The 25,335-nt window shown below is 69.8% G+C and carries 20 protein-coding genes and 4 pseudogenes; 10 read left to right on the forward strand and 14 right to left on the reverse strand.

Going from position 1 to position 25,335, the window contains the following annotated elements; translation table 11 throughout:
- Window positions 1–447: 447 nt before the first annotated feature.
- On the forward strand, window positions 448–1,950 hold the full coding sequence (locus tag ACSHXC_RS35765) for a beta strand repeat-containing protein (protein ID WP_438295492.1): 1,503 nt from the start codon (window positions 448–450) through the stop codon (window positions 1,948–1,950).
- 233 nt (window positions 1,951–2,183) lie between these two features.
- A pseudogene (locus ACSHXC_RS35770) lies at window positions 2,184–2,764 on the forward strand (transposase); the annotation flags it as partial.
- Window positions 2,765–2,896: 132 nt separating this feature from the next.
- Here ACSHXC_RS35770 and ACSHXC_RS35775 read toward each other — a convergent pair.
- Window positions 2,897–3,547, reverse strand: coding sequence for a CBS domain-containing protein (locus tag ACSHXC_RS35775; protein ID WP_438295493.1), 651 nt, complete (start codon window positions 3,545–3,547; stop codon window positions 2,897–2,899).
- Window positions 3,548–3,661: 114 nt separating this feature from the next.
- Entirely contained in the window at window positions 3,662–5,095 is a 1,434-nt protein-coding gene (locus ACSHXC_RS35780) for an MBL fold metallo-hydrolase RNA specificity domain-containing protein (protein WP_438295494.1), read from the reverse strand.
- 177 nt (window positions 5,096–5,272) lie between these two features.
- Between ACSHXC_RS35780 and ACSHXC_RS35785 the strand changes: the two are divergent.
- Window positions 5,273–5,413, forward strand: a pseudogene (locus ACSHXC_RS35785) (alcohol dehydrogenase); the annotation flags it as partial.
- Window positions 5,414–5,424: 11 nt separating this feature from the next.
- Window positions 5,425–5,850, forward strand: coding sequence for a pyridoxamine 5'-phosphate oxidase family protein (locus ACSHXC_RS35790; RefSeq protein WP_438295495.1), 426 nt, complete (start codon window positions 5,425–5,427; stop codon window positions 5,848–5,850).
- A 72-nt stretch (window positions 5,851–5,922) separates the two neighbouring features.
- Here the strand turns inward: ACSHXC_RS35790 and ACSHXC_RS35795 are convergent, their stop codons facing one another.
- The gene (locus ACSHXC_RS35795; RefSeq protein ID WP_438295496.1) at window positions 5,923–6,912 is read right to left on the reverse strand and encodes an Acg family FMN-binding oxidoreductase; all 990 of its coding nucleotides are present in this window, start codon (window positions 6,910–6,912) and stop codon (window positions 5,923–5,925) included.
- 361 nt (window positions 6,913–7,273) lie between these two features.
- Here ACSHXC_RS35795 and ACSHXC_RS35800 point away from each other — a divergent pair, with 361 nt between their 5' ends.
- The 4 genes and pseudogenes from ACSHXC_RS35800 to ACSHXC_RS35815 form a co-directional block, all read left to right on the forward strand.
- Complete coding sequence (locus ACSHXC_RS35800; protein ID WP_438295497.1) at window positions 7,274–8,179, forward strand: universal stress protein; 906 nt, start codon at window positions 7,274–7,276, stop codon at window positions 8,177–8,179.
- Complete coding sequence (locus ACSHXC_RS35805; RefSeq protein ID WP_438295498.1) at window positions 8,176–9,036, forward strand: universal stress protein; 861 nt, start codon at window positions 8,176–8,178, stop codon at window positions 9,034–9,036. Before ACSHXC_RS35800 ends, ACSHXC_RS35805 begins: the two co-directional genes overlap by 4 nt.
- A gap of 92 nt (window positions 9,037–9,128) precedes the next feature.
- A complete protein-coding gene (locus tag ACSHXC_RS35810; RefSeq protein ID WP_438295499.1) occupies window positions 9,129–9,398 on the forward strand; it encodes a hypothetical protein in 270 nt (89 codons plus the stop codon).
- Window positions 9,377–9,940, forward strand: a pseudogene (locus ACSHXC_RS35815) (sensor histidine kinase); the annotation flags it as partial. The gene ACSHXC_RS35810 and the pseudogene ACSHXC_RS35815, both read left to right, overlap by 22 nt.
- Window positions 9,941–9,950: 10 nt before the next feature.
- Here the strand turns inward: ACSHXC_RS35815 and ACSHXC_RS35820 are convergent.
- The 3 genes from ACSHXC_RS35820 to ACSHXC_RS35830 form a co-directional block, all read right to left on the reverse strand.
- Window positions 9,951–10,601 carry a response regulator gene (locus ACSHXC_RS35820; RefSeq protein ID WP_438295500.1) on the reverse strand — a complete coding sequence of 217 codons (651 nt, stop codon included), beginning with the start codon at window positions 10,599–10,601 and terminating at the stop codon, window positions 9,951–9,953.
- Between the two features lie 146 nt (window positions 10,602–10,747).
- The gene (locus ACSHXC_RS35825) at window positions 10,748–11,398 is read right to left on the reverse strand and encodes a CBS domain-containing protein (protein ID WP_438295501.1); all 651 of its coding nucleotides are present in this window, start codon (window positions 11,396–11,398) and stop codon (window positions 10,748–10,750) included.
- A 37-nt stretch (window positions 11,399–11,435) separates the two neighbouring features.
- Window positions 11,436–11,900 carry a cyclic nucleotide-binding domain-containing protein gene (locus tag ACSHXC_RS35830; protein WP_438295502.1) on the reverse strand — a complete coding sequence of 155 codons (465 nt, stop codon included), beginning with the start codon at window positions 11,898–11,900 and terminating at the stop codon, window positions 11,436–11,438.
- A gap of 179 nt (window positions 11,901–12,079) precedes the next feature.
- Here ACSHXC_RS35830 and ACSHXC_RS35835 point away from each other — a divergent pair, with 179 nt between their 5' ends.
- Window positions 12,080–13,786: a SulP family inorganic anion transporter gene (locus ACSHXC_RS35835; RefSeq protein ID WP_438295503.1), complete on the forward strand. Its 1,707-nt coding sequence runs from the start codon at window positions 12,080–12,082 to the stop codon at window positions 13,784–13,786.
- 256 nt (window positions 13,787–14,042) lie between these two features.
- A pseudogene (locus ACSHXC_RS35840) lies at window positions 14,043–15,025 on the forward strand (APC family permease).
- Window positions 15,026–15,710: 685 nt separating this feature from the next.
- On the opposite strand, the gene ACSHXC_RS35845 reads toward ACSHXC_RS35840, so the two are convergent.
- From ACSHXC_RS35845 to acsA, 8 genes are all read right to left on the reverse strand, one after another.
- The gene (locus ACSHXC_RS35845) at window positions 15,711–18,050 is read right to left on the reverse strand and encodes a heavy metal translocating P-type ATPase (protein WP_438295504.1); all 2,340 of its coding nucleotides are present in this window, start codon (window positions 18,048–18,050) and stop codon (window positions 15,711–15,713) included.
- A 595-nt stretch (window positions 18,051–18,645) separates the two neighbouring features.
- Window positions 18,646–18,861: a hypothetical protein gene (locus ACSHXC_RS35850; protein WP_438295505.1), complete on the reverse strand. Its 216-nt coding sequence runs from the start codon at window positions 18,859–18,861 to the stop codon at window positions 18,646–18,648.
- Between the two features lie 233 nt (window positions 18,862–19,094).
- Window positions 19,095–19,583, reverse strand: a complete 489-nt coding sequence (locus ACSHXC_RS35855; protein ID WP_438295506.1) for a hypothetical protein — start codon at window positions 19,581–19,583, stop codon at window positions 19,095–19,097.
- Between the two features lie 127 nt (window positions 19,584–19,710).
- Entirely contained in the window at window positions 19,711–19,953 is a 243-nt protein-coding gene (locus tag ACSHXC_RS35860) for an acyl carrier protein (RefSeq protein ID WP_438295507.1), read from the reverse strand.
- A complete protein-coding gene (locus tag ACSHXC_RS35865) occupies window positions 19,950–21,443 on the reverse strand; it encodes a dihydrolipoamide acetyltransferase family protein (RefSeq protein WP_438295508.1) in 1,494 nt (497 codons plus the stop codon). Before ACSHXC_RS35865 ends, ACSHXC_RS35860 begins: the two co-directional genes overlap by 4 nt.
- Window positions 21,436–22,434 carry an alpha-ketoacid dehydrogenase subunit beta gene (locus ACSHXC_RS35870; protein WP_438295509.1) on the reverse strand — a complete coding sequence of 333 codons (999 nt, stop codon included), beginning with the start codon at window positions 22,432–22,434 and terminating at the stop codon, window positions 21,436–21,438. Before ACSHXC_RS35870 ends, ACSHXC_RS35865 begins: the two co-directional genes overlap by 8 nt.
- Window positions 22,431–23,462, reverse strand: a complete 1,032-nt coding sequence (gene pdhA, locus ACSHXC_RS35875; RefSeq protein ID WP_438295510.1) for a pyruvate dehydrogenase (acetyl-transferring) E1 component subunit alpha — start codon at window positions 23,460–23,462, stop codon at window positions 22,431–22,433. Before pdhA ends, ACSHXC_RS35870 begins: the two co-directional genes overlap by 4 nt.
- Complete coding sequence (gene acsA / locus ACSHXC_RS35880; RefSeq protein ID WP_438295511.1) at window positions 23,459–25,270, reverse strand: acetate--CoA ligase; 1,812 nt, start codon at window positions 25,268–25,270, stop codon at window positions 23,459–23,461. Before acsA ends, pdhA begins: the two co-directional genes overlap by 4 nt.
- Between the last annotated feature and the right edge of the window lie 65 nt (window positions 25,271–25,335).

The raw sequence follows: 25,335 nt of genomic DNA on the forward strand, positions 1-25,335 counted from the left end.
CCTACGTTGAGAGTGCACGGTTGTTGATGTGGCGGCAGGCGGTGCTGGACGGTGGGGGTGAGCGGTCACGGTCGGCCCGGTAGTACTCGCCGCAGTGCCGGAACGGCAGGCGTCGCGGCCCGGCGTTGCGGAAACACCCTGCCGAACGCCAGTCGAGCCCCGTGGGTCACTTCCGTTCTTCATAGGCCGCAGTGGCAGGCAGTGGGTGATGCGAGCGCCCCTACCTCGCGCTCTGCCCGGTGCTCTGTGGCCTGCGTCACCGTTTGAGGTGACCTGGGCGGATGCCACGAAGTGGCCCGACACCTCGGCATGTTGATCCGTACGCGCGCTCTGGGCTTCGGCTCATATGCCGGCGGTGGGCCTGCCGCGCGGGCCGGCGAGGAAAGGGAAGGTCGCCTGATGAGACCATCACCAGCTCACCCACTCCAAGACCGCTGCACACGCCTCGTGCGTGTCCTGCGGAAAGTAGCCGCCGGGCTCGGCGCCGGTGTGCTGGCCCTGGCCGGTCTGGTCGCGGCGGGCTCGCAGGCTCACGCGGCCGACCCGTGCACTGTGGCTGCCGGCACCTGGACCTGTCCGAACGGGATCCCCGCCAACACGACCGTGACCGCCGACGGATGCATCGCCGTCAACGTGACCGGGACCGTGGCCGGGACCTTGAACGCCACCACCAGCGGGGTGTGCAACGTCAACATCACGCCCCCCGCCACCCCGGCGCTGCCCGCCGTCTCCTCGGGCGGCACCGTCAACCTGAACGGGTCAAAGATCGTCCTGGAGGCCACAGGGTCCCCCGGCACCCCTGGCCAGCCCGGTAACGCCGGAACGGTCAACCTCACCGGCGCCGGCGGCACCATCACCGGCGGCACCGGCATCGGCAGCAACAGCATCGGCGGCGCCGGTTCGAGCGGAACCCTCACCCTCAACGGCGGAACCCTCGCCCTCAACGGCGGCTCCAATACCAGCTCCAGCGGCAGCGCCAACAGCGGCGCCACCGCCAACCGCGGCACCGCCACCATCAGCAACGGCGGGACGCTCAACGCCACCGGCGGCAACGCCGGCACCAGCGCATTCGGCTCCCCCGGCGGTTTCGGCAACAACGGCACCATCACAATCAGCGACAGCGGGACACTCAACGCCACCGGCGGCAAGGGCGGCACCAGCGGTATCGGCGGGGTCGGCGGCACCGGCAACACCGGCACCATCAACGCACCCGGCTCCGGACCGGCCACCATCGCGGTCACCGGCGGCGCCGGGGGAATCTCCACCTCCGGTCCCGGAAACAGCGGCGGCAATGGTAACGGCGTGACAGGCACTATCACCGGCGCCAGCGCGGCCGTCACCGCTGTCGGCGGCACCGGAGGCACAGGAGGCCGCGGAGGGCCCAATAACATCCCCACGGGTGGCACCGGCGGTGACGGCAACTCTTCCCCCGTGCCTCACACCTCCCCGTCCATCACCGCCCGCACTGTCACGGCCACCGGCGGCAACGGCGGCACCGGAGGCCGAGGCTCCCGCGGCGGTACAGGCGGCAACGGCAACGGCGCACAAGGCACTATCACCAGCGCAACCGTCGGTGCCAACGGCGGCGACGGCGGCCCCGGCCCCGGTGGTAACGGCAAGGGCGGCGTCGGCAATGGTGGCGGCGCCAACGCCACCATCACCGGTGTCAACAGCGTGAACAACAGCCTCGTCGTCAACGGCGGCATTGGCCGCACTTCCCCCAACGCCAACACCGGCAGAGTCACCGCCGGCGGCAACGCCCCTACCGGCAACACCATCACCGCCAACGGCAACAACAGCGGCACCCTGCAAGGCGGCGCCAACAGCAAAGACACCATCACCGTCCTGGGCAACAACTCCGGCACCATCAACGGCGGCGCCGACACCCCCAGCGGCCAGGACACATGCACCGTCACCGGCACCAACACCGGCACCATCAACTGCCCCTGACCAACCACCACACCAACCCATCAGGTGACCTCAAAGACAGCCCCTGACCCCGCCACCCCGGCAGCCCCTGGCGAGGGCCCTCGCCAGGGCGGCACAAGGCAGGCCCACCGCCGAAGCCAGGACGAATAGCGCCCCAGGATCACGACGCTCCCAGTGACCTGATGGGGGCCAATGCCGCGTCAGAGAACCTGTGCTCGTTGCGACGTGACGCGCCGTTGGGATGCGGCCTGCAAGGCGAGCCCGAAGTCATCTCGTGCCTGGACAAGTTCGGCCCGCTCAACCTTGAGCCCCACCCCGGACGGCAGTGGGCCGAGCGCGGCGAACGGCACAAGAACCCCGCCCGGGAACCCCGGCTCCGACGCCGGGCGACCTACATCCGCCCGCACGGGGTCCGGCACCTGTTCGCCGCCTTTGACCTGGGCAAAGACAAGCTATACGGGCACATCGAGCCGAAGAAGAACGCACGAGATTCCTGGAGTTCTGTCGCTACCTCCGCAGCCTTTACCCGCCCGAGAACCGTATAGCGATCGTGCTTGACAACTACTCCCCGCACCTGACCACGAAGAAGGACACCCGAGTCGGCGACTGGGCCGCAGTCAACAACGTCGAGTTCGCCTACACGCCGACCAATAGCTCCTGGCTGAACCGCACCGAAGCCCAGTTCACCGCCCTGCGCCACTTCGTGCTGGACGGCACCGACCACGCCAGCCACAAGGAACAGGGCAGCATGATCCGCCGCTACATAATCTGGCGAAACCGCCACGCCACCGACGAACGCCTACGCCAAGTCGTCGACAGGGCGAACGTCGCCTGATGCGGCACTAGCTGTGCCAGGCTGTCCGATGGATCGCGTGACGCCGTGATACAGGACGGAACGACCTCTAACCTTTTGGCTCGGGCTCGGCCCCGGCGAATTGCCGATGCGATATCGCGCGCTCTGTCAGTTCTACGAAACCGGGCCCGTGAGGGCGCAGTTCACGTCCACTACTCCTTCGACGGCGTGGGTGAGACGTTCGGCCACCGGGATGAGGCTGCTGTCGCGGACGGTCCCGGAGAGGGTGACGACGCCGTGTTCGACGACGACCTGGATGCCGTGGCGCGAGACGGGAAACAGGCTGTCGACGACCTCGCGCCGAACCTCGGAGGCGAGTTCGTCGTCCGACCGCAGGAACACCTTGAGCAGGTCGGCCCGGCTGACGATGCCTCTGAGTACGCCGCTGTTGTCCACGACGGGCAGCCGCTTGACATGCCGGCCGACCATGAGGCGAGCCGCCTGTGGAAGGGCGGCGCCGGCGTGGATGGTGACGGCCGGGGACGTCATCAGTTCCCTGGCGTGCGTCGAGCCGGCTTTCGCGGTGTCGTCGAGCCGCCGCATCTGCTCCATCATGCCGGGGCGGTGCCGGTGGAATTCCTCTTTGGCGAGCAGGTCGGCCTCCGAGATCACACCCACGACCCTGCCCTCGCCCTCGATCACGGGCACGGCCGCAACTCTCCACCGCTCCATGGCGGCGACGATCTCCTTGAACCCGGCGTCGGGTGTGACGGTGACGACGGTGGTGGTCATCACGTCGGCGACGGTGTACCGGCTGTGGGTCATGGCGCTTTCCTCACTGGGCGCGTCGGGCGGTCCCCGCCCGTTATCAGCATGCTCCCGGCCGCGCCGTCCGCAAGGGGCCATAGGGGCAGGTTCGAGGGCCCGAGCGGGTACCCGTCAGCGAACCAGCACGGCCTCGCCCGAGCGGGGCACGACGGCTGTCCAGCCGAGTTCGCGGTCGATCCGGTCCCGGAGTGCGAAGGCCGAGCTTTCCTCTCCGTGGACCAAGTAGGTCGTGTGCGGTGCCGGAGCGCCACGCAGCCAGTCGAGGATCTGGTCGGCATCCGCATGCGCCGAGAAGTGGGGTACGTCCGCCACCTCGGCGCGCACTGGCACGTACTCGCCGAACATCTTGAGCGTGCGGGCGCCGTCCACCAGGTCACGGGCCCGGGTGCCGGCCGCCGCGAATCCGACGATGACGACGGCGTTGCGGGGATCGGGCAGCAGTCGCCGGAGGTGGTGAAGGACGCGCCCGCCGGTGGCCATGCCCGCGGAGGAGACGATGACGGCGGGGCCGGTGCTGCTGTTGATGTCGATGGACTCCTGGACGGTGCGGGCGGCCAGGAACGGTTCCGGACTCAGCGTGCCCGCCCCCTGCACAAGGATCTCGGGCCGCAGCTCCGGGGAGCGGGCCGCGATGGCGTCGCGGTAGACGTCCAGGGCGGCGAGCGCCATGGGGCTGTCGACGTACACGGGTACGGACCTCGGGATGACCCCGTCGCGGCGCAGACCGGCGAGCTCGTGGAGGACCACCTCCGTGCGGTCGATCGCGAAGGCTGGAATGACCACCGTGCCGCCGCGCGCCAACGTCCTCTTGACGACGGCCGTGAACTCGGCCCGCCCGCTCTCCGGGTCGTGTCGGCGGTCGCCGTACGTCGACTCCATGAGCAGCACATCTGCGCCGGAGAACGGTTCGGGCGGCAGCAGCAGGGCGTGTCCGGGGCGACCGAGATCGCCGCTGAAGGCAAGAGTGTGGCCGTCTTCGAGGGTGAGATGGGCCCAGGCCGAACCGAGGATGTGTCCGCCGTGGTGGAGTCGTAGGCGGGTGCCCGTCATGATCTCGACGTCGGCGCTCATGGGTACCGGATCGAAGTACTTGAGGGTCGTGTCGACATCGGTGTCGTCGTAGAGGGGCTTCGCGGGCCGGTGCTTGGACCAGCGGCTTTCGTTGGCGTGCCGTGCCGCCTCCATCTGGAGACGCGCGCTGTCCCGCAGCACGATCCCGGCGAGCCGGGCCGTGTGTGCGCTGGTCAGGATCGGCCCCCGGAAGCCGTGCCGGACCAGTCGCGGCAGATAGCCGCAGTGGTCCAGGTGGGCGTGGGTGACGACCACCGCGTGGATGTCGGACGCGTCGCAGGGCAGCGGTTGCCAGTTGCGGCGCCGCAGGTCCGCGAGGCCCTGGAAGAGACCGCAGTCGACGAGGATGCGGGCATGGTCGCTCTCGACGAGGAACTTGCTGCCCGTCACCGTGCGCACGCCGCCCAGGAACCTCAGCAGGGCCGGTCTGGGCGTCACGGTACGCGGGCCGGGGCTCGGGTCAGTGTCGGACATGTCCGGCCTTCCTTCGGTCGACGGGGGGCACGATTCACCGTCGCACTCCTGAGACCTGCGGCGGATGGGCCCGTCAGGTCCCGGCCGGGGACCGTCCGGCCCATGCACGTGAGCCGATCATCGCGACAGCCTGAGGCTGTCGCATACCGGAGCACAGCCAGGAAGAAGGCCGATGTCATGAAGGCACTCGTCTACCAGGGACCTGGGCGGACCTCATGACAGGACGTGCCGGACCCCGGGATCAAGGACGCCGCGGACGTGATCGTCCGTGTCGACGCGGTGACCATCTGCGGTACCGGCCTGCACACCGTCAAGGGGACGTAACCGAGGTGGTCGAACTCCCGCTGGGCAGGGCGGCCGCTGCCAGAGACGCCGAGTCGCTGTCACTGGACGAGACGGAGTGCCGCCAACTGCTCTCGACGCACGGTGGAGGCAGGGTGGCGACGTACAACGCCGAGGGGCCGGCCGTCGTGCCGGTGAACTACGTGGTGACCGGGAGCGGGATAGCCTTTCGCACCTCGGAGTACCGAGCGCACGCTGCTGCCACCGAAACCGAGGTGGCCTTCGAGGGCGACCACATCGACGAGGCCATGCGCGAGGGCTGGGGTGTGCTTGCCGTTGGACGGGCCGAGAGCGTCACGGAGGGGGCCGCCGTCCACCGGCTGGACGACCTGGCTCGCTCCCTCCCGTGGGTGGGAGGCGATCGTTCCCTGTGGATGACGGTCACACCGCAGAGGATCACCGGACCGCATTGAGCGCGGCTGAGGTGGGGGTATCCGGCCAATCTGCCGACATGAGTCGCGCCCTGACCTGGGAAGGACGTTCCTTCACACAATGTCGAGCACCTCACGTACCGGCCGACGGGGGGTGGCTGGTCCCTGGGGTCCGTAGCCGAGGCGGATGATCATGTGGACATGGCCCATCGCAGAGCTCGGGTCGCGTACGGCCCAGCGAAGTTCGGGCCATTCGAGGGGCTGCGAGGTCATGGACGTGACGAGGCCGTCAAGAGTGGCCTGGAGCAGAACGCGCTGCATCGCCTGCCCGGCGCGGAGCCAGTCCATCGGTGTGTCCTGTGATGTGCCCAGAATGGCGATCCGGGGATGCCGTTCGAAGGGGGCCGACTCGCGGTCGAGCTCGGGCCGCCAGCTGCCGAAGTCCCTGACCGGCGCGCTTGATCCGTACTGGCGCGGGCCGAATGCGTAAGCCGGGATCCCTTCGGTACGTGGGCCGTCGTTCACGCCGCCCGGGTCCGTCCAGCGTGCCGTCTCCTCCCGGACCGCAGGGTCCTCGGCCTCGTAGTGCTCGGAGTCGTGGACCAGGCCGAGCACGACCTCGGTGTGCCAGGCGTCGGGTACGAGCAGTTTGGCGCCTTCGAGGAGGGCGGCCGCTTGGAGTCCGTCTAGGACGACAGTGGGGATCTTCTCGTCGGTGTAGGGGAAGCGGCTGGTGTGACGTCGCCGGAGGGCGGGATACAGGGCCGTCATGCCGTCACCGGGCCGGGCCGGTTCCCGGAGTTCTACGTCGGCCAGGTACCAGGGATCGTCGGCGGAGGGGAGGAGCCGGGTGACCGGATCCCAGCCGGCCTTTGCGGCGCTGACCCGCAGGTTGAAGAGCGCGGCCGCGCAGCCCATACGCAGCGATCGGCCGTCCGGGTCGCTGTGGGGCATGGCCCGTGTGGGGTCGCCGTGCAGCTCGATCGTGTGCTTGCCGGGCCGGTACAGGAACTTCCACGGCTGGGCATTGTGCATGGAGGGTGCCGTGACGGCGTCCTCGACGAGGGAGATCACGGACGTCGTGTCGAGCTGTCGTGGGAACACGGGACGGTCCTGTCTGTGCGAAGCGGCCGAGCACGGCAGCAGCAGGTGAGCAACGCTCGGGCCGCCGTCGGGTTCGGCGGCCGGACCGGGCGATTGTCGGCCTGCGGCCGGCGATCCGATGGGGGGCCTCTCGCTCAGCGCCCCTCATGAGTCATCATCCGTCGGGGATCCGGCGCCCGGCGAGGGCCGAACGGTCCTTCGCGGGGACCGACCAGGCCGGGGACCGGCGGGAGCAATCAGGCTTCCGGCCGCCGGACAGGGACCTTTGGTCCCAGGCCCGACCCCTGCGGCCCTCTCCGCGACGTGGATCCCGGTGCCAGAGTGAGAACTGACCCCCGCTGGCACTCGGTGAGGAGGAACCATGGAAGGCAGCATCACCGGTGGATCGGAAGCCGCTTTGGTCGTCGTAGGCGTCGACGGCTCCGAGCAGGCCCGCGCGGCGGCGCTGTGGGCGGCGGACGAGGCTGTATGGCGTGGGCTTCCCCTGCACCTCGTCCACGCGACGGACACCGACGGCCGGGCCGCGTTTCTCTCGGCGGACAGCGTTCTGCGCATCTGCGCCGCGGGTCGCGAGCTCCTTGAGGACACCGCCGCGGCAGTGTCCGAGTGCCATCCCGAACTGCCCGTCACCACGGAGCTCAGCCGCAGCGGACCTGTCGTCAGCCTGCACAGTGCGGCGGCGAGGGACGGCATCCTGGTGGTCGGCAACCGCGGCCTCGGCGGGTTCAACTCGCTGTTGCTCGGGTCGGTCGGGCTGAAGGTCGCGGCAGGTGCCAAGTCACCCGTGATCGTGGTGCGGGGCGCTGCGGACAGGGCCGAAACCGGCACCGTGCTGGTAGCCGTCCGCGACGAGCACGACCTCGTCTGCGCCCACCATGCTGCGCGCGAGGCCGTGTTGCGCAAGGCGTCGCTGCGTATCCTCCACGTGTGGAACGTTCTGCAGTCCGTGGGGCACGTCGCGACCATGCTTGACGACGTGGGCGAGGTGGCCCGGGGGCGCATGGGTAGCGTGACGGCGGTGGCTGACCGGATCCGTGACAAGTTCCCGACCCTGACCGTCGACGTCGATGCCGAAGAGAGTGTGTCGGTGGCGGCCGTCCTCGTTGAAGCCTCGCACCACGCGGACCTGCTGGTCATGGGAGGCAGGCGGTCGCCCGGATACATCGGACCGACCCTCGGACGGGCGACGCACAGCCTTCTCCATCACGCGCACTGCCCGGTGGAACTCATCCCCCGGCATGAGAAGGGCCAGGGGAGCACGGCATGACGGACATCTCGGAGGGGCGTGACATCGCCGTCGGCATCGACCCGTGCGGCACGGGCCGGCTGGCTCTCGCCTGGGCGGTGGACGAAGCCCACCGACGCAAGGTCCGTCTCCGGCTCGTACTCGGCGTGCCGCCTCGGCACGACACCCAGCACATCGACGACGGCCCGCGCCATGACGCCCTTCGCCAAACGGGATCGGAGGCCCTGAGGGACGCCGCTGGCTGGGCCGGAGAGCGCCACGGGGATGTGGAACTGGCGATGGATCTCCTCGACGGCGCTCCGGCCCCCGTGCTGTGCCGACTGTCCCGCCATGCCCGCATGGTGGTTCTCGGCTCCCGTCATCTCGACCGTGCGCAGGAGATCTTCGATGCCGGCTCCGTGGTGCTGCCCGTCACGGCACGGGCACACTGCCCGGTCGTGGTGGTCGGCGACGCCGAGCACGTCACGCAGCAGCCGGCGTATCTCGTAGTGGGCGTCGACGGCAGCGAGTCCTCGAACGCAGCGGTAGCCCTGGCCTTCCGCGAAGCGAGCCTGCGCCGATGTGCGCTGCGCGCCATTTCGGTGTGGTCGCCTCCTGTCTTCTCGTTCCAGGACGACGCCGGTGCCGTGAATGCCCAGCGGCGCATGCTGTCGGAGATCGTTGCGGGCTGGTCGGAGCAGTACCCGGACGTCGCGCTCACCCATGAGGTGCCCGTCGGGCACCCGGTCGAGAGGCTGGCCGAGGCCGCCGAGCACGCCTTGGCCCTCATCGTGGGACGCAGAGGCCGGGGCGGATACACAGGCATGCACCTCGGGTCGGTCGTCCACGGGCTGCTGCACCGCGCGCACTGCCCCGTGATCACTGTTCCGGTCGCGTGACCACGCGGGCTCCGAGGTGAACTGAGAGCAAACGGGGACTACGTTGAGGGTGGCAGTGTGTACTGCCACCCTCAACGCTGCCGGAGGTATCGATGGCCGGGGAGGGGCGTGATGCCGCGCGGAGCAGAGTTCCGCACCTGAGGCTCGACGAGCTCCTTGACGAGCTTCAGGCCCGCATCGACGACGTGAGAAGTACCCGTGACCGGCTGAACGGTCTGCTGGAAGCCGTCATGTCGGTGGGCCGGGAACTCGACCTGCCGCAGGTGTTGTGCGGAATCACGGAGGCGGCCGTCGTCCTGGTGGACGCGGAGTACGGGGCCCTGGGCGTCAGGCCATCTAGCGGCTGTTCGCGACCGGCATGACTCTCCAGAGCATGCAGAGGCTCGTGGAGCATCCACTGGCCGCGGAGCGGCTGACGCGGGCGATCGACGACTTGGACGCAACCATCAAAATCATCCGCTCGACCATCTTCGGACTCCGCGAACACGAGGTTCCAGGCACGGAGGACAAGCTCCGCCTCCGTGCCGCGCGGGCTGTCGGCGCAGCAGCCGCGGTACTCGGATTCACTCCTGCCCTGCGCATCGAAGGGCTGATCGACACGGATGTTCCCCGGGAGATCGCGGATGATGCCGTCGCGGTGATCGGCGAGGCGCTCACCAATGTGGCGCGGCACGCCCGGGCCAATCGCGCAGAGGTGTCGATCGCCCTCGCCAAGGGTGTGCTGACCGTGATGGTGGGCGACGACGGTGTCGGCCTCCGAGAGACCGGCCGATGCAGCGGGCTGCGCAACCTCGCCGAACGCGCCGAGAGGCTGGGGGGAGAGCTGTCCCTATCGCCGTGCTCGGAAGGTGGCGGCACCCGGTTGGAGTGGCGCATCCCAGTGCCTGTCGGGCATCCGGAGTGATCTCACGGCGTCAATGCGGGGTTTTGTCGTGCTCGCGAACTTGGGCCGCGATCACGGCCGCCTGAACGCGGCGTTCGACGCCCAACTTGGCGAGCAGCCGCGAGATGTGGTTCTTGACCGTCTTTTCGGACAGATAGAGCTGCCCCGCGATCTGGCTATTGGTCAGCCCCTCACCGATGAGTTCGAGAACGGCGCGCTCGCGCTCGGACAGCGCGGCCAGCCGTTCGTCCTCGGGCGGCTTTCCAGCCTCGGGGGCACGGAGCGAGTGCATCAGCCGGGCAGTCGTCGCCGGATCGAGCATCGACTGCCCCGTCGCCACCGCCCGCACCGCGGAGACGAGGTCGGATCCCTTGATCTGTTTGAGTACGTACCCCGCTGCACCCGCCATGATCGCGTCGAGCAGGGCATCCTCGTCGTCGAAGGACGTCAGCATGAGACAGGCGAGCTCCGGCATGCGCGAGCGCAGCTCACGGCACACAGTGATGCCGTCGCTGTCGGGCAGCCGGACGTCCAGCACCGCGACGTGCGGCCGCAGGGCGGGCCCCCGGGCGAGTGCCTGCTCGGCCGTCGACGCCTCGCCCACCACCTCGATCCCGGGTTCGGCATCCAGGAGGTCGTGCAGGCCCCGTCGGACGACCTCGTGGTCGTCGAGGAGGAACACCCGAATGGGAACCTCCGCAGATCCGCTGGTGTCTCGGACATTCCTGCCCCAGGGGTCGGCGTACGCCTCACCAGCATTGTCCCAGCACCGTGGGCAAAGCACTTGTGGAGCCGCCCCCCCCGGGAACAGACCGCTACGAGGAGCCTTCAGGCAGCCGCCGGGTCGGCCGTGCCTTCCAGTTGCGTGCGTACGTCGACGACACCCTCGACGGCACGGACGGCCCGCGCCAGCAGAGGTACCAGGGCACGGTTGCCCCGGCGGCCGATCCGGAGGGTTGCGATGCCTTCCTTGACCGAACATGCGATGTGTGCCGGTGGAGTCAGCTCACCGAGGACGGCGGTGCGGATCTCGTCCTCGATCTCCTCGTCCGGCCGGAGGAACACCTTGAGCAGGTCACTGCGGCTGACGACGCCCTCCAACATCCCGATGTCGTTGACCACCGGCAGCCGCTTCACGCCCTTGCGGGCCATGATGCGGGCGGCTTCGGAGACCGTGGCGGCCGGGTGCACGGTGACGGCAGGGCTGGACATGAGGTCTTCGGCGAGGACTGCCGCGGCCTTGGCGGCTTCCTCCGCCCGCTCCAGCGGGACCGGATCCGCACGCCGGAACTGCTCCTTCACCAGCAGGTCGGCCTCCGACACCACGCCCACGACACGGCCCTCGCCCTCCAGCACCGGCAGGGCGCTCACCTTCCACTCGTGCATCACCTCGACGATCTCCTTGTAGGAGGCCTTGCGGCCCACGGCCACAGCCGTGTGGGTCATGACGTCGCTGACGGTGTACTGGGACGCAGGCATCATGCACTCCTTGTGCAGGCCGATCGGGAGGCAGCCGTCACAACGTGCTGCCGCTGCCGTAGGGGGCGTATCGATCGAGCAGCCGGACCCTCGCGGAGGTGAGCCGACGGGCCAGGACCTCTCCCACCCAGTGACCGATCTCAGAACCTATGGCCGGGTCGGCGTCCATCAGCATGCGCACGGCCGTCGCGTCGAACTCATGGGCACGTACGAGCGTCTTTGCCTCGGCGCCAAAATGCCAGACGTAGGGGCGGAACAGCCAGGACCAGCCGACCAACTCATCGGGGCCCAGGGTCTCCACCACCGTCGCCTGCCTGCCGGGCACATGAAGGTCCAGTGCCACGGCGCCCGACTTCACTATCCAGAACCGGTCGGCGTGACCGCCCTCGTTGAACAGGCGCGTACCGGCCTCGAAATTCACGTCATGGGCAAGTTCCATCAGGCGGATCCGGTGCTCCGCGGACAGGGCAACAGTGATCCGTGTCGGGGACTGGGTCCTCATGGCAGCCTCCGTTCCGAAGTCCTTTCCCAGTCTCCGGCGTCGACAGCCGAGCCGGGGAGGGCCGATCGGCCCACTCGCGGGTCCGCACGGTCCTCAGGAGCGCTGCCTGGGCCCGCTCGGCCCTCGCGGCGTGGCGGCTGGGAGCGAGATGCTGGGGGACAGCGGCCCGAAGGAGCGCCATGCCCCAGCGTCGAAGACCGAACTTGATGCCGCCCGCACTGGCCGACTATCGGCGTGCGTGGGTGAGCGGCGACGCCCTTGCCGGCGTCACCGTCGCCGCCTATCTGGTGCCTCAGGTCATGGCGTACGCAGGTGTGGCCGGGTTGCCTCCTGTCGCCGGCCTCTGGGCCGCACTTCCCGCCACGGTCCTGTACGCCGCGTGCGGCTCGTCACGGCTGCTGTCGGTCGGCCCCGAATCGACCACAGCGCTGATGACGGCGGCCGCAGTGGGACCTCTCGCGGCAGGGGATCCGGCTCGCTACTTCACCCTGGCGGCGGCTCTCGCGGTCATCGTCGGGCTGCTGAGCCTGCTCGCCTGGGCGATGCGGCTCGGGTTCCTCGCGGATGTGCTGTCCAAGCCTGTGCTGGTCGGCTACCTGGCGGGCGTGGCACTGATCATGATCGTGGACCAGCTGCCACGGCTCACCCGCGTGCGGACGACGGGCTCCCGGTTCTTCCCTCAGCTGGTCTCCTTCTTCCAGCATGTGCCGCAGGCCCACGGGCCGACGCTGGGCCTGGCCGCTGCCATCCTTGTCCTCCTCTTCGCCCTGCCGCACCTGCGGCGCACACTTCCCGGCCCCCTGATTGCCCTGGTCCTCGCCACGACGGCCGCGTCCGTCTTCAGCCTCGACCGATACGGGGTCACCGTGATCGGCAAGGTCCCGTCGGGGCTGCCCGCCCCGACGGCGCCGGACCTGACAGCACTTCCTCAACTGCTGCTGCCCGCGCTCGGTGTGCTGCTGGTCGGCTACTCGGACGTGGTCCTCACGGCCCGGGCCTTCGCGGGGCACGACGATCCGCGCCCGCTCGACGCCAACCGGGAACTCCTCGCGCTGGGCGCAGCCAACCTCGGGGCGGGAGTCCTGCACGGCTTCCCGGTGAGCAGCAGCGCCAGCCGGACGGCCCTCGCCGACTCGGCCGGCGGTCGAAGCCAGGCGTACTCTCTGGTCGCCGCCCTGGCGGTCCTGACCGTACTGCTCTTCCTCGGCCCACTGTTCTCGCACACCCCGAGCGCCGTGCTCGGTGCCATCGTCGTCTACGCCGCCCTCCGCCTGGTCCGAATCGGCGAGTTCCGCCGCCTCGGCGCCTTTCGAAGGCGCGAGCTGCTCTTGGCGATCGGCTGCACACTGGGCGTACTCACCCTCGGCATCCTGTACGGAGTTCTCGTCGCGGTCGCCCTGTCGGTAGCGGAACTCCTGGTGCGGGTGGCCCGCCCCCACGACGCGGTCGAAGGACTCGTACCGGGTGTCGCCGGCATGCACGACGTCGACGACTACCCCCAGGCCCGCACCATCCCCGGGCTGCTGATCTACCGTTACGACTCACCACTCTTCTTCGCCAACGCCGAAGACTTCCGCCGCCGTGCCCTGGCCGCGGTCGACAAACATCACGGGGCGGTGAAGTGGTTCGTCCTGAACACCGAGGCCAACGTCGAGGTCGACATCACCGCGCTCGACGCCGTCGAAGCCCTCCGCCTGGAGCTCCATCGGCGGGGCATCGTCTTCGCCCTGGCCCGGGTCAAGCACGAACTACGAGAAGACCTGGACGCCTACGGGCTCACAGCCTCGGTCGGCGCAAGCCGGATCTTCCCGACCCTACCGACGGCGGTGTCGGCCTACCAAGCATGGCGCCGCGGTCAGCAGGGCCCAGGACCTGGCACCTCGTAGGGACAGGACAAGGATTCTCGTTGCCGCTGTCCTCGCCCCGTGCGGTGCAGGCCCCGCGGGACCGCGGCCCGCGGGGCCGCTGACCACTGCGGTGCGGGCACCCCTGCCTGACACCTTCGTCGGCTGCCGTGCGCCGAGATCAACAGCTGGTGTGGTGGAGGGGGGACGGGATGAGCACAGTGGGGCTTCGACGGGCGCGGGTGAGCTCAAGCGACGCTTGGGGGTATCCGACGCAGTGCTGATCGGCCTGGGATCGATGATCGGGGCCGGGATCTTCGCAGCGTTCGGTCCAGCGGCCGGTCCCGCCGGTTCCGGGCTCCTGCTCGCCCTGGCGCTGGCCGCGGTCGTGGCGTACTGCAACGCGACGTCATCGGCCCGGCTGGCCGCCTGCCATCCCGAGTCCGGGGGGACTTACGTCTACGGCCGTGAGCGTCTGGGTGACTTTTGGGGGTACCTGTGGCGGGCTGGGCGTTCGTGGTCGGCAAGACCGCGTCCTGCGCTGCGACGGCCCTGACCGTCGTTTTCTATGCGTGTCCGGGCCAGGCCCACGCTGTTGCGGTCGCCGCCGTGGTGGCGCTGACCGCACTCAACTACACCGGCGTACAGAAGCCCGCGCTGCTGACCCGTGCCGTCGTGGTTCTGGTTCTCGCGGTCCTGGCTGCCGTGGGGACTCTTGCCTGACCTGCGGCACCGCCGATGTCGCGCGCCCGGACATCGGCGCGGAGGTGACCGTCGGCGGGACGTTCCAGGCGGCCGGCCTGCTGTTCTTCGCCTTCGCCGGTTACGCCCGGATCGCATCGCTCGGCAAAGAGGTTCGCGATCCCGCTCGCACCGTTCTCCGTGCGATCCCTCTGGCGCTCGGTATCGCCCTCGTCGTGTACGCGGCCGTTGCCGTGGGTGTGCTCACGGTACTGGGCCGGACCGCCTCGCTCAGGGTTCGGCGCCCCTGGCCGAGGCGGTGCGCGCCGCTGGCGTCCCGAGCCTGGTTCCTGTCGTGAGTGTCGGCGCGGCCATCGCGGGGCTCGGGTCGCTTCTCGCGCTGGTCCTCGGCCCCTCGCGCACCACCTTCGCACCCCTGACGAAGGCCGGCCGCCCCGCCTCGTGCCCGTGATCGGCCTGGCGGGCTGTGCGGCCCTCGCCCTGCCTCTGACCACCGTAGTCCCGGGCGCCGCCGTTCTCGTACTCGGTGCTGCCGTCTATGGCTTGCGGAAAGCGATGACCAATGGACACCGCCACTGAGCGAAGGACCGGAGGGAGTCTCCAGGCGCGGAATGGGGGAACCGTTCTGATTCGATCGACCGGGATGCCGCTGGGGCAACGACGCGGGCGGCAAGCGCGGCCCGACTCCGGGCGAAATTCCTCGGCAGTCGCCCTGCCGAGCCGATGACCGCCGGTCAGGACCTGGGCGGCGATGCGTACACCCTGCTCGGTGTCGTAGGTGTCGACGAGCAAGGCAACTGGGCCCTTCCTCACCAGTTTGACGACGAACGTGCGGGAGAAGGGGACTTCAGGGACCCGGGCATGGGTTGTTCGGCCTCAGTGAGAGGGAACCGGGCACGCTGCGCTGGAAGTGTCGGCAGACGCCACGAGCGCCGAGAACCAGGGCGACAGCCGCACTTCCACTGCCACACGGGCCGGAGGTTCCAGTTCCCGGAGGCGCCTGACCGGTTCGAGACCATTCCCAGCAAGTTCACGATACCCGCGGTCCCTATCGAGGGGGACGCGGAGGACGACCGCGACGAACTGCTGGGCACGTCTCCCGAGGGCATCGACGTTGTGATCGGCGATGGACTGGTGACGGTTCGGGTCGAACGCACCGTTTCCAGTTCCCGCCAGGCCAAGGGGTGTACCGAGGCCGTCGGCTGGCGTACGAAGCGGCGATGGAAGGACTTCCGGATGCGGTCGCCACAGCCAGGTCGTGTTCTCACGGAGCCAGCGAGAAGTAGTTCTCCTCTTCCTGGGTGAAGTGCAGGCGCAGGACGGTGTTGAGTCCGTACAGGCTTGAGCGCAGGTCGTCGAGTTGGCCGGGGGCGAGGCCGCCGTCGGCGTGGGCCAGGCGTAGGTGGGTGGCGATGCGGCGGGAGAGGCGTTCGATCTCGACATGGGCGCGGCTCATGGTGGCGGTGGTCTCAGGGCCGCCGAGGGTGGGTGCCAGGGCGGGGTAGAGCTGGTGCTCCTCGGCGTACTCGTGGGGAAGCAGCCGTTCGGTGAGCAGCCGGTGGGTCTCTTCGACGGCTGCGAGGGCCTTGGGGCCGGGGTTGTCGGAGAGTCGGTCCGCGGCGTCGCGTACGGCGTCGAGGACGTCCTGGAGGTCGCCGTGCTCTGCCGCGAAGCGGTGGATGAGTGCTTCGGCGGTGGGTGTGAGGGCCGGTCGCGTGGACTGGTCGACACGCAGGGCGCGCAGAGCGTTGAGGATGACGGAGACGTCGATGCCCTCCTGGAGCAGGGCGCCGACGGCCGGCGGGAGCAAGCCGAAAGCGGCTGCGGCCATGGCGGCGAGCGACATCAGCATGCCCCCGAGCGCGCTCTGCACGGCGATGCGCCGGGCTCGTACGGCGATGGCGACCGCGTCGGCCAGACGGTCGACGCGGTCGGTGGTCAGGACGATGTCGGCGGCTTCGGAGGAGGCGGTGGAGCCCCGTGCCCCCATGGCCACGCCGATGTCGGCGGCGGCGAGGGCGGGGGCGTCGTTCACGCCGTCGCCGACCATCACGGTGACCGCGCGTTCGCGTTCGGCGCGTACGACGGCGACCTTGCCGGCCGGGCTGAGCCCGGCGCGCACGTCGTCGAGGCCGAGGATGGCGGCGACCTCCCGGGCGGGTTCGGCGCGGTCGCCGGTGAGCATCATCAGGCGCTCGATGCCCGCCGCCCGCAGGTGGCGCAGGGTGCGGGGCGCGTCGGGCCGGACGGGGTCACGCAGGAGGACGGCGCCGGCCGGGTGTCCGTCGACGGACAGCCAGGCGACGGCCGCGCCGTCGAGGAGGGCGCGGTTGTCGATGGCGCGGGCCCAGGAAGGCTGTACGCCCGAGAGGCTGAGACGGCCGATGGAGACCTGGTGCCCATCGACCGTGCCCGAAGCACCGCGTCCGGGCTCCTCGGTGACGTTTGCCGGAACCGACAGCTCCAGCTTGCGTTCACGGGCCGTGTCGACGATGGCGTGGGCGAGGACGTGTGGCGAGTACTGGTCGAGGGATGCTGCCAGGCGGAGTACCTCCGCGGGCTTGCGGCCGGGAGCGGCGGTCACGTCCAGGACGCGCGGGCGGCCGCCGGTGAGGGTCCCCGTCTTGTCCAGAAGCAGGGTGCGGGCGCGACCGAGGTTCTCCAGGGCACCACCGTCGCGGATGACCACGCCGAGGCGGGAGGCTCGGGAGAGCCCGGAGACGATCGCGACCGGCGCGGCCAGCAGCAGGGGGCACGGGGTGGCGACCACCAGGACCGCGACCGCGCGTACCGCAGATCCGCTGATCAGCCAGGCCAGTCCCGCCACCACGAGGGACAGGGGAAGGAACCAGGCCGCGTAGCAGTCGGCGAGCCGCACTACGGGCGCGGACTCCGCCCCGGCCTGCTGCGCCAGGCGGACGATGCCCGCGTAGGTGCTGTTCTGCTCGGTGGCTGTGGCCCGCAGTTCGAAGGCTCCGCCCGCATTGACCACTCCGCTGCGGACCGGTTCGCCCTGCGGCCGTTCGACCTGGAGGGGCTCACCGGTGAGTACGGATTCGTCGAGGACGGCGGCGGTGCTTTCCACCCGGCCGTCCACGGGGACCACTTCGCCGGGACCCACGACGAGCAGGTCGTTGACACCGACCTCGGCCAGCGGCACCGTGTCGACCCCGGCGTCGGTGCGGCGGCGTGCCGAACGCGGCGCGTGTTCGAGCAGGGCGCGCAGGTCGTGGGAGGCGCGCCGCTGGGCGGCGGCCTCAAGGGTGCGACCGGTGGCCAGCATCAAAGCGATCAGGGACCCGGCGAGGTACTCCCCCACGGCCAGGGTGCCGCCCAGGGCCAGCACGGCGATCAGGTCCACGCCCGCGTGCCCGTGCCGCAGCGCGTTCAGTACCCACCCCACGGCGGGTATGACGGCCGATATCGTGCCCAGGCCCCAGAACAGGTCTGCGAGGCCACCGGCGCCGGCGAGCCAGGCGATGCCGCCGGCCGTCAGAGCCGCCGCTGTGACGGCCAGGAGTGCGGGTTCCAGCCGCGGGGTGACGATCACGCGGGTCAGACGGCGCAGCCGTGCCGTGACGGTGATTCTGGTGGCGTTGTCCATGGCGCACCTCGGTCCGTCCGATGCGGCAATCCTCGCTCCCGTCCCTGTCCAGCACACCGCGTCAACCGGGACTCGCGCCAGGGGACGAACGGCCCCGCCGCGTGGGCCATGGGCCTACGCCTAAGCCCCTGGTTCGTTCGGGTCGCCGTCCCTGTGCAGGGCGAGGACGGGGCGGTCCCTGACCAACTCGACACGCTCCCCCTGCGAGTCCGACGACGGCTGCTACAACGGGCGCCGATGAACGCTAAACCCGGCCACCCCTGTTGGCAGGGGCTGTGGATAACTCCCTCCTTGTGGAAAACCGCCTGCGGCTCTCACGCGCTCGGTGTCTGTCACGGGAGTGACGTTGGGTGAGGATTGCTATTCCTGGGGTTCGGCGCGAGGTTACGCGCGGTGTCTGGCCGACCAGGACATTGGTTCACTGTGATCTGGGAGAGTCCAGCAGGTCTGCAGGACCTTCACGGTTCGCGGCATCGTGGTCAATCGGTCCATGCGGTGCGGCAGCTGTAAGTGGTGGCGAGGCGCCGCGGATCAGCTCGGCTGCTGCCACAAGGCGGTCCGCGAGTGGCTGCACCGGTTCAACGCTCAGGGTCGGTCAGTCCGAGGTGTCCAGGCACTGGGCGGCGAGTTCCTTCAGTCGGGCTTTCTTGGCGCGGAGCTGTTGTCCCTCCGAGCACCAGCGGTGGTAGGCCTTGCAGCGCCAGCGGGCTGGTTCGCGGCGACGCCAGTCCTCGCGGGCGATCCGCGTGCAGGCGTCCTCCACCACCAGCATCATCACCGTCGGCAACCGGAGGGCGGCCTCCACTCCCACGGTGCGCTCCGCGCACGCCAGGTTCAAGACGGTCTTTGGGATTCTGTGCGACCGGCGCCAGGGAACCGCGCTCACGCGACCACCTCCAGGGTGTCCTCCTCAGGGCCCGCTCGGAGTGCCGTGCCCTCGCGCGGTGCGGGCCTGCGGTCAGCATGCGCGTACGGCGCACGAGGCAACAGGGGCCGACTGGTCCGTGACCGGACCGACTGACCGGACCGGTCACGGCGCCATGGCTACTGGTCGGGCTTGATGCCGGAGATGAGCCTGGTCGCCAGGTCGGACTGGACCATCAGGCGCGTGCGGTGGGTGTGGTTCCCGTCTTGCCAGGTGAGGGTGACGAGACTCCAGCAGTGCCCCATGCCGCTGTCGTTGTAGGCGACGGACCACGCGATCGGGATGTCCTTCGCCTGCAGCACGCCGTCCTGGTGGTGAGAGGCCTCCCAGCGGGCCAGACTGCTGCGCAGGTCCGTGGTCAGATAGTGGTCGCGCAGGGAATCGGCGAGCGGGCTGTGGCCGGAGTCGTACAGGACGTCGATGTAGGCGCCGTAGAAGTCGGCGACCCGGTCGAGAGCGGACTGCGGGCTGCCGCCCCGGACCGGCGAGCCGGCCGTGCCGGACGCGGCGCCCGCCCGGCTGCCGGTCGTGGTCGCCGACACAAGCAGCGTGATGGCCAGAACCGAAGCACCGAGCGCGATGCGGCGGAACGTGTGAGAGGTGCCCATGATGTTCTCTTCCCTTTCCTCCGTGCAGAAGAACAGGTACGTACCTCGTCCTCTCCAGTACGTCGCGCTGTGGCAGCTGCCTGTCCCCAGCGCGCCGTCCACGCGCCGGGGCTGCACCCGCAGCCTTTCAAGAGCGGTCGGCCAGGAAACCCGCGCAGTCTGACAGCGTGGTCAGGGCGGGGTAGTCGTCCTCGACGATCCGGATGTCGCTGCGTTCGGAGAGCAGCTCCACCAGGCTCAGGAAGTCGAGCGAGTCGAGTTCCAGTGCGACACGGAACTTATCGTCGGGGCCGACGCTGTTCAGGTCGACGTCCGGGGCGATCTCCAGGATGGAGTCTTTGACGAGGGTGAGGGCTTCGACGCGGTTCATGACAACTCCTCGGGTTTCTGCAGGAGACGGGCGACGGTCGTGAGGTAGCGGGCGCCGGTCGCGCCGTCGCTGGCGCGGTGGTCGCCGGACAGGGTGGCGGTCACGACAGGGCGGACGCCGAGCAGGCCGTCCACGGCCCAGGGCCGTTCGACGACGGCGCCGAAACCGACCAGGGCCACCTGGGGCGGGTAGATGACGCCGAAGACGGATTCCACCCCCTGCTCGCCCAGGCTGGTCACGGTCAGGGTGGCACCGGACACCTCCGAGCCGCGCAGCCGTCCCCTGCGGGCGCGTTGGGCGAGGTCCTTGAGCCTGCCCATGAGTTCCTCGCATGTGAGGGAGTCGGCGTCATGGATGACGGGGGTGAGCAGGCCCCCGTCGCGCAGGGACACGGCCACCCCCAGGTGCACACCGTCCCCGGCTACGAAGCCGTCCTGCCAGAACCCGTTGAGCGCCGGGACCTCGCAGGCGGCAACGGCCGCTGCCTTCAGCAACAGGGCGGCAGGCAGCAGGCGTTCCCCGGGCAGACGGGCACGGTTGATGCCGCGCAGCCAGGCGAGGGCCGTCGCCATGTCGATGGTGGCGGCGAGGTAGTAGTGCGGGATCTCCCGCTTGGACCGGGCCATCAGGTCGGCGATCGCCCGGCGCATCGTGGCCGCCTTCCGGTCCGAGTCGGAGGCAGCGGCTTGGGCGGCGGGAGCTGCCGGGGCGGCGCTGCCGCTCGTGGACGCCGCCCCGGCCTCCCGTCCGGCGCCCGCCCTGCCTAGCGTGGCGCCGGGGTCGTGAACCCCGGTGCTTGACCGCTCGGCGACGGCATGAGCTCGTACGGCCTCGCGTATGTCGGCGGCCCGCACGGCGCCGTTCTCGCCGGTGCCGTGCAGTTGAGCGAGGTCGACATTCATTTCAAGGGCGAGCCGGCGGGCGTACGGGGTGGCCCGGACGCGGGGCGCTCCGGCCTGTCCGGCGTGTTCGACGTCGGCGCGGGTGATCCGCCCGCCGCGGCCCGTTCCGTTGACGGAGGCCAGGTCGATACCGCGCTCGGCGGCCAGGTGCCGCACGAGTGGGCCGGCGTCGGTGTGCGCGACGGCGGGTTTGGCTCGCATCGGTTGACGGGCCGCTACCTCTGGGGGGTTCGCGGGGGAGCGCCGGGGGACAGGGGTGTGGCGCGTCGTAGCCGCAGGCAGGGGCTTCGTCGGACTGGGCTCCGCCCTCGGGACCGGTGGTTCCGGCGCCGGAACCACCGGTCCTTGCGCGGTCGCGCTGTCGATCACTGCCAGCGGTGTGCCGACGGCGACCCGGGTTCCCGGCTCGACGAGCAGCCGCCCCACCGTGCCCGTCTCGAAGCACTCCACCTCGATCGCGGACTTGTCGGTCTCCACGACCGCGACCACATCGCCGCGCTTGACTACGTCGCCCGGTGCGACCAGCCACTCCTGGAGCGTGCCCGCCTCCATGTCGGCGCCGAGTGAGGGCATCATGAACTCACCCATGGTGCCCGACCGCCTTCCGGGCCGCCGCCGCGATGCCCTGCGGCTGCGGTAGCGCGGCCTGTTCCAGCTGCCGGGCGTAGGGAATGGGCACCTCGGCGCTGCACACCCGGCCAACGGGCGCGTCCAGTTCGTAGAAGACCTGCTCGGTGATCCGTGCCGAGACCTCGGCGGCCAGGCTGCCGGTGCGCCACCCCTCGTCGACGATCACCGCACGGTGGGTGCGGGCCACCGAGGCCATGACGGTGGCGTCGTCGAGCGGGCGCAGGGAGCGCAGGTCGATGACGTCGGCGTCGATCCCGTCGGCGGCGAGCAGGTCCGCCGCGGCGAGCGTCTTGGGCAGCGAGCCCCCGTAGGTGATGAGGGTGATGTCGTTCCCGGTGCGACGCACGGCGGCGGTGCCGATGTCCAACTCGTCTTTGGGCGAGCCGAGTTCACTGGAGGCGTTGTAGAGCGAACCGTGCTCGAAGATGACGACCGGGTCGGGGTCGGCGAGCGCCGGTGCCAGCATGGTGCGCGCGTCGCCCACGGTGGCCGGGGCCAGCACCCGGATGCCGGGGATGTGCGCATACCAGCCCTCCAGGCTGTGCGAGTGCTGGGCGGCGAGCTGTCGCCCGGCCCCCGTGGTCATGCGGATCACGACGGGGACGGAGAACTGGCCGCCGGACATGTGCCTCAGGGTGGCGGCGTTGTTGAGGATCTGGTCCAGGGCGAGCAGGCTGAAGTTGACCGTCATGATCTCGACGATCGGCCGCATTCCGGCGATCGCCGCTCCAATGCCCGCCCCGACGAACGCCGACTCCGACAGCGGGGTGTCCCGCACCCGCTCCGGCCCGAATTCCTCCACCAGTCCGAGGCTGACGCCGAAGGCGCCGCCGTACTTGCCCACGTCCTCACCCATGAGGAAGACCCGCTCGTCGGCGGCCAGTGCCTCGCGCAGGGCTTCGCGCAGTGCTTCCCGGTAGGTGAGGGAGGCTGTCGGAGTGGTTGTCATGGCTGTACTGCTTCCGCCGGTTCGGTCATTACGTGGCGCAGGAGGTCGGCGACCGGTTCCACGGGCGCCGACTCGGCTGCTGACTCCGCCCGCGCCACTGCCTGGGCGGCATTGGCATCGAGCTCCGCGTAGGCGGAGTCGTCCAACTCGCCCTTCACGCTCATCCGTTCGGAGAGCAGTTGGATCGGGTCGCGGGTGCGCCACTGCTCGATCTCGGACTTGTCGCGGTAGCGATCCGGGTCGTACATGGAGTGGGCGCGGTAGCGGTACGTACGCAGTTCGAGGAAGTGCGGCCCGTTGCCGGCGCGGATGCCGTCCACGGCGCGCCGGGCGGCCTCTTCGACGGCGAGGACGTCCATGCCGTCGACGGCCCAGGCCGGCATGCCGTACGAGGCGGCGCGCATCGCCAGATCGGTCTGGGCGTGCTCGACGAGGAGCGGGGTGCCCATGGCGTACAGGTTGTTCTCGCAGGCCAGCAGCAGCGGCAGGTTCCACAGCGCGGCCAGGTTGGCGGTCTCGTGGAACTCGCCCTCAGCGAAGGCCCCGTCACCGAAGAAGCAGCACACCACCCCCTGTCCGCCGCGCATCCGCTCTGCCAGGGCGATGCCTGCGGCGAGAGGGATGCCGCCGCCGACGATGGCGTTGCCGCCGTAGAAGCGGCGGTCCACGTCGAACAGGTGCATGGAGCCGCCCCGGCCGTGGCTGCAGCCGGTGGCCTTCCCGTACATTTCGGCCATCACCGCCTCGGCCGGGATCCCCCGGGCAAGGGCATGGCCGTGCTCGCGGTAGGTGGAGACAACCGCGTCGCCCGGGTCGAGTGCCTGGTGCACGCCGACGGCAACGGCCTCCTCGCCGATGTAGAGGTGGACGAAGCCGCGGATCTTCGAGGCGCTGTAAAGCTCGACACACCGCTCCTCGAAGCGGCGGATCAGCAGCATCGCGGCGAGCAGTTCACGATGGTGCTTGGCCGCTGCCTCGGACTTCTGCCCGTGGGCGTCTTTCGTTGTCTTCTTGCGGGCCGTGCTCATGATGAGCCCCCCGTCGTCTCGGGCGTTTCCAGAGTGGAGGTGTCACCTTCGGGCAGGCCGCACGCCCTGGCCCGCAGCAGCCGCCGCATCACCTTGCCGCTGCGGGTGTGCGGCAGGTTCTGATCGAAGGCGATCTCGCGGGGCGCGACGGTGGGGCCCAGCTTGCGGCGGGCGAATGCCAGGAGCTCGCGCCGCAGTTCAGTGCCTGGCTGAATCCCGGGCCGCAGCGAGACGTATGCCTTGACGACCGCCCCCACCGTCGGGTCGGGCCGTCCGATCACCCCGGCCTCGGCCACCGCGGGATGCTCCAGCAGAGCGCTCTCCACCTCGAACGGGCTGATCAGGTGCCCTGCCGACTTGATGACGTCGTCCGCACGGCCCACGAACCAGAAGAACCCCTCGGCGTCCCGGCGCACGACATCGCCGGTCAGATACCAGCCGTCGGCGAAGCTCGCCTCGTAGTGGTCCTTGGCGTGCAGATAGCCCCGGAACATCGACGGCCAGCCCGGCCGTAGCGCCAACTCGCCCTCCTGGTCGGGCTCGTCGAGAATCCAGGCCCTTCCTTCGGGCGAGCGCCAGACCTCACCGTCCGAGCCCCGCATCAGCACCGTGGCCTCCACCCCGGGGAGCGGCCGGCCCATGGAACCGGGCTTGACCGGGCAGGCCGCCAGATTGGAGATCATGATGCAGCCGGTCTCGGTCTGCCACCAGTTGTCATGGATCGGCAGACCGAGCACGTCCTGGCCCCACACCACGGCCTCGGGGTTGAGAGGCTCGCCCACCGAGGCGATGAACCGAAGCGCCGACAGGTCGAAGGAGCGCGGCAGGTCGTACGGACCTTCGCGCGGGGTGGCCCGCATCAGCATCCGAATCGCGGTCGGGGCGGTGTACCAGACGGTGACCCGCTCCCTGGCGAGGATCCGGTACCAGCGCCGGGCGTCGAGGTCGCCCTCGTCCACGACCAGCGTGACGCCGTGGGTGAGTGGGGCGATGATCCCGTATGACATGCCGGTGACCCAGCCCGGGTCGGCCGTGCACCAGTACACGTCATCCGGGTGCAGATCGAGGGCGTATGCCGCGGTGATGTGATGGGCGACTACGGCCTCGTGGACGTGCACCGCCCCCTTGGGCGCGCCCGTCGTGCCGCTGGTGAAGTGCAGCAGCGCCATCTCGTCCGCGTCCGTGTGGGGCACGGTGAACGCCTCGGATGCCCGGCTCATCAGCTCCTCGAAAGACCTTGTTCCGGTCGGGAGCTGATGATGCTCGTCGACGATCAGAACGTGTTCGAGGTCGGGCAGCGTGTCGCGAATCGGGGCGACCTTTCGCTGATACAGCTCCTGAGTGGTCACCAGCACCCGGGCGTTTCCCAGGCGCATCCGCTGGGCGACCGGATCCGGCCCGAACGCCGAGAACAGCGGACACAGCACACTGACGTTCTTGAGCGTGCCGAGCACAGTGGTGAACAGCTCGGGACAGCGACCGAGGAGCGTGAACACGCGGTCGCCCCGCCCCACTCCGAGAGCGCGCAGCACATGCGCGAACTTATTGGTCAGCAGTGTGAGTTGCGTGTACGAGATGGACTCCACGGATCCGTCGCGGCGGACACAGCGCAGTGCGGTGTGCTGTCCCCGGCCCTCGGCGACGTGCCGGTCGACGGCCTCGTATGCGATGTTGATCCCACCTCCTGGCAGTCCGGCCAGCTCTTCGCGAGCCCGCTCCCAGCTGAACTCCGCCCGGGTGCGGGCGTAATCGGTGAGATTCGGCGGAACACGGACGTGTTCCGGCTTGCCGATGATCTCGCGCGTCATGGCGGACCTCCTCGATGGACACCGGGCGCCCGGGAACGTCTGGCTTCTACCGTCACTCCGGCTCA

Origin of the sequence: Streptomyces sp. HUAS TT7, from assembly GCF_051550175.1 — a bacterium.
GTDB lineage: Bacteria > Actinomycetota > Actinomycetes > Streptomycetales > Streptomycetaceae > Streptomyces.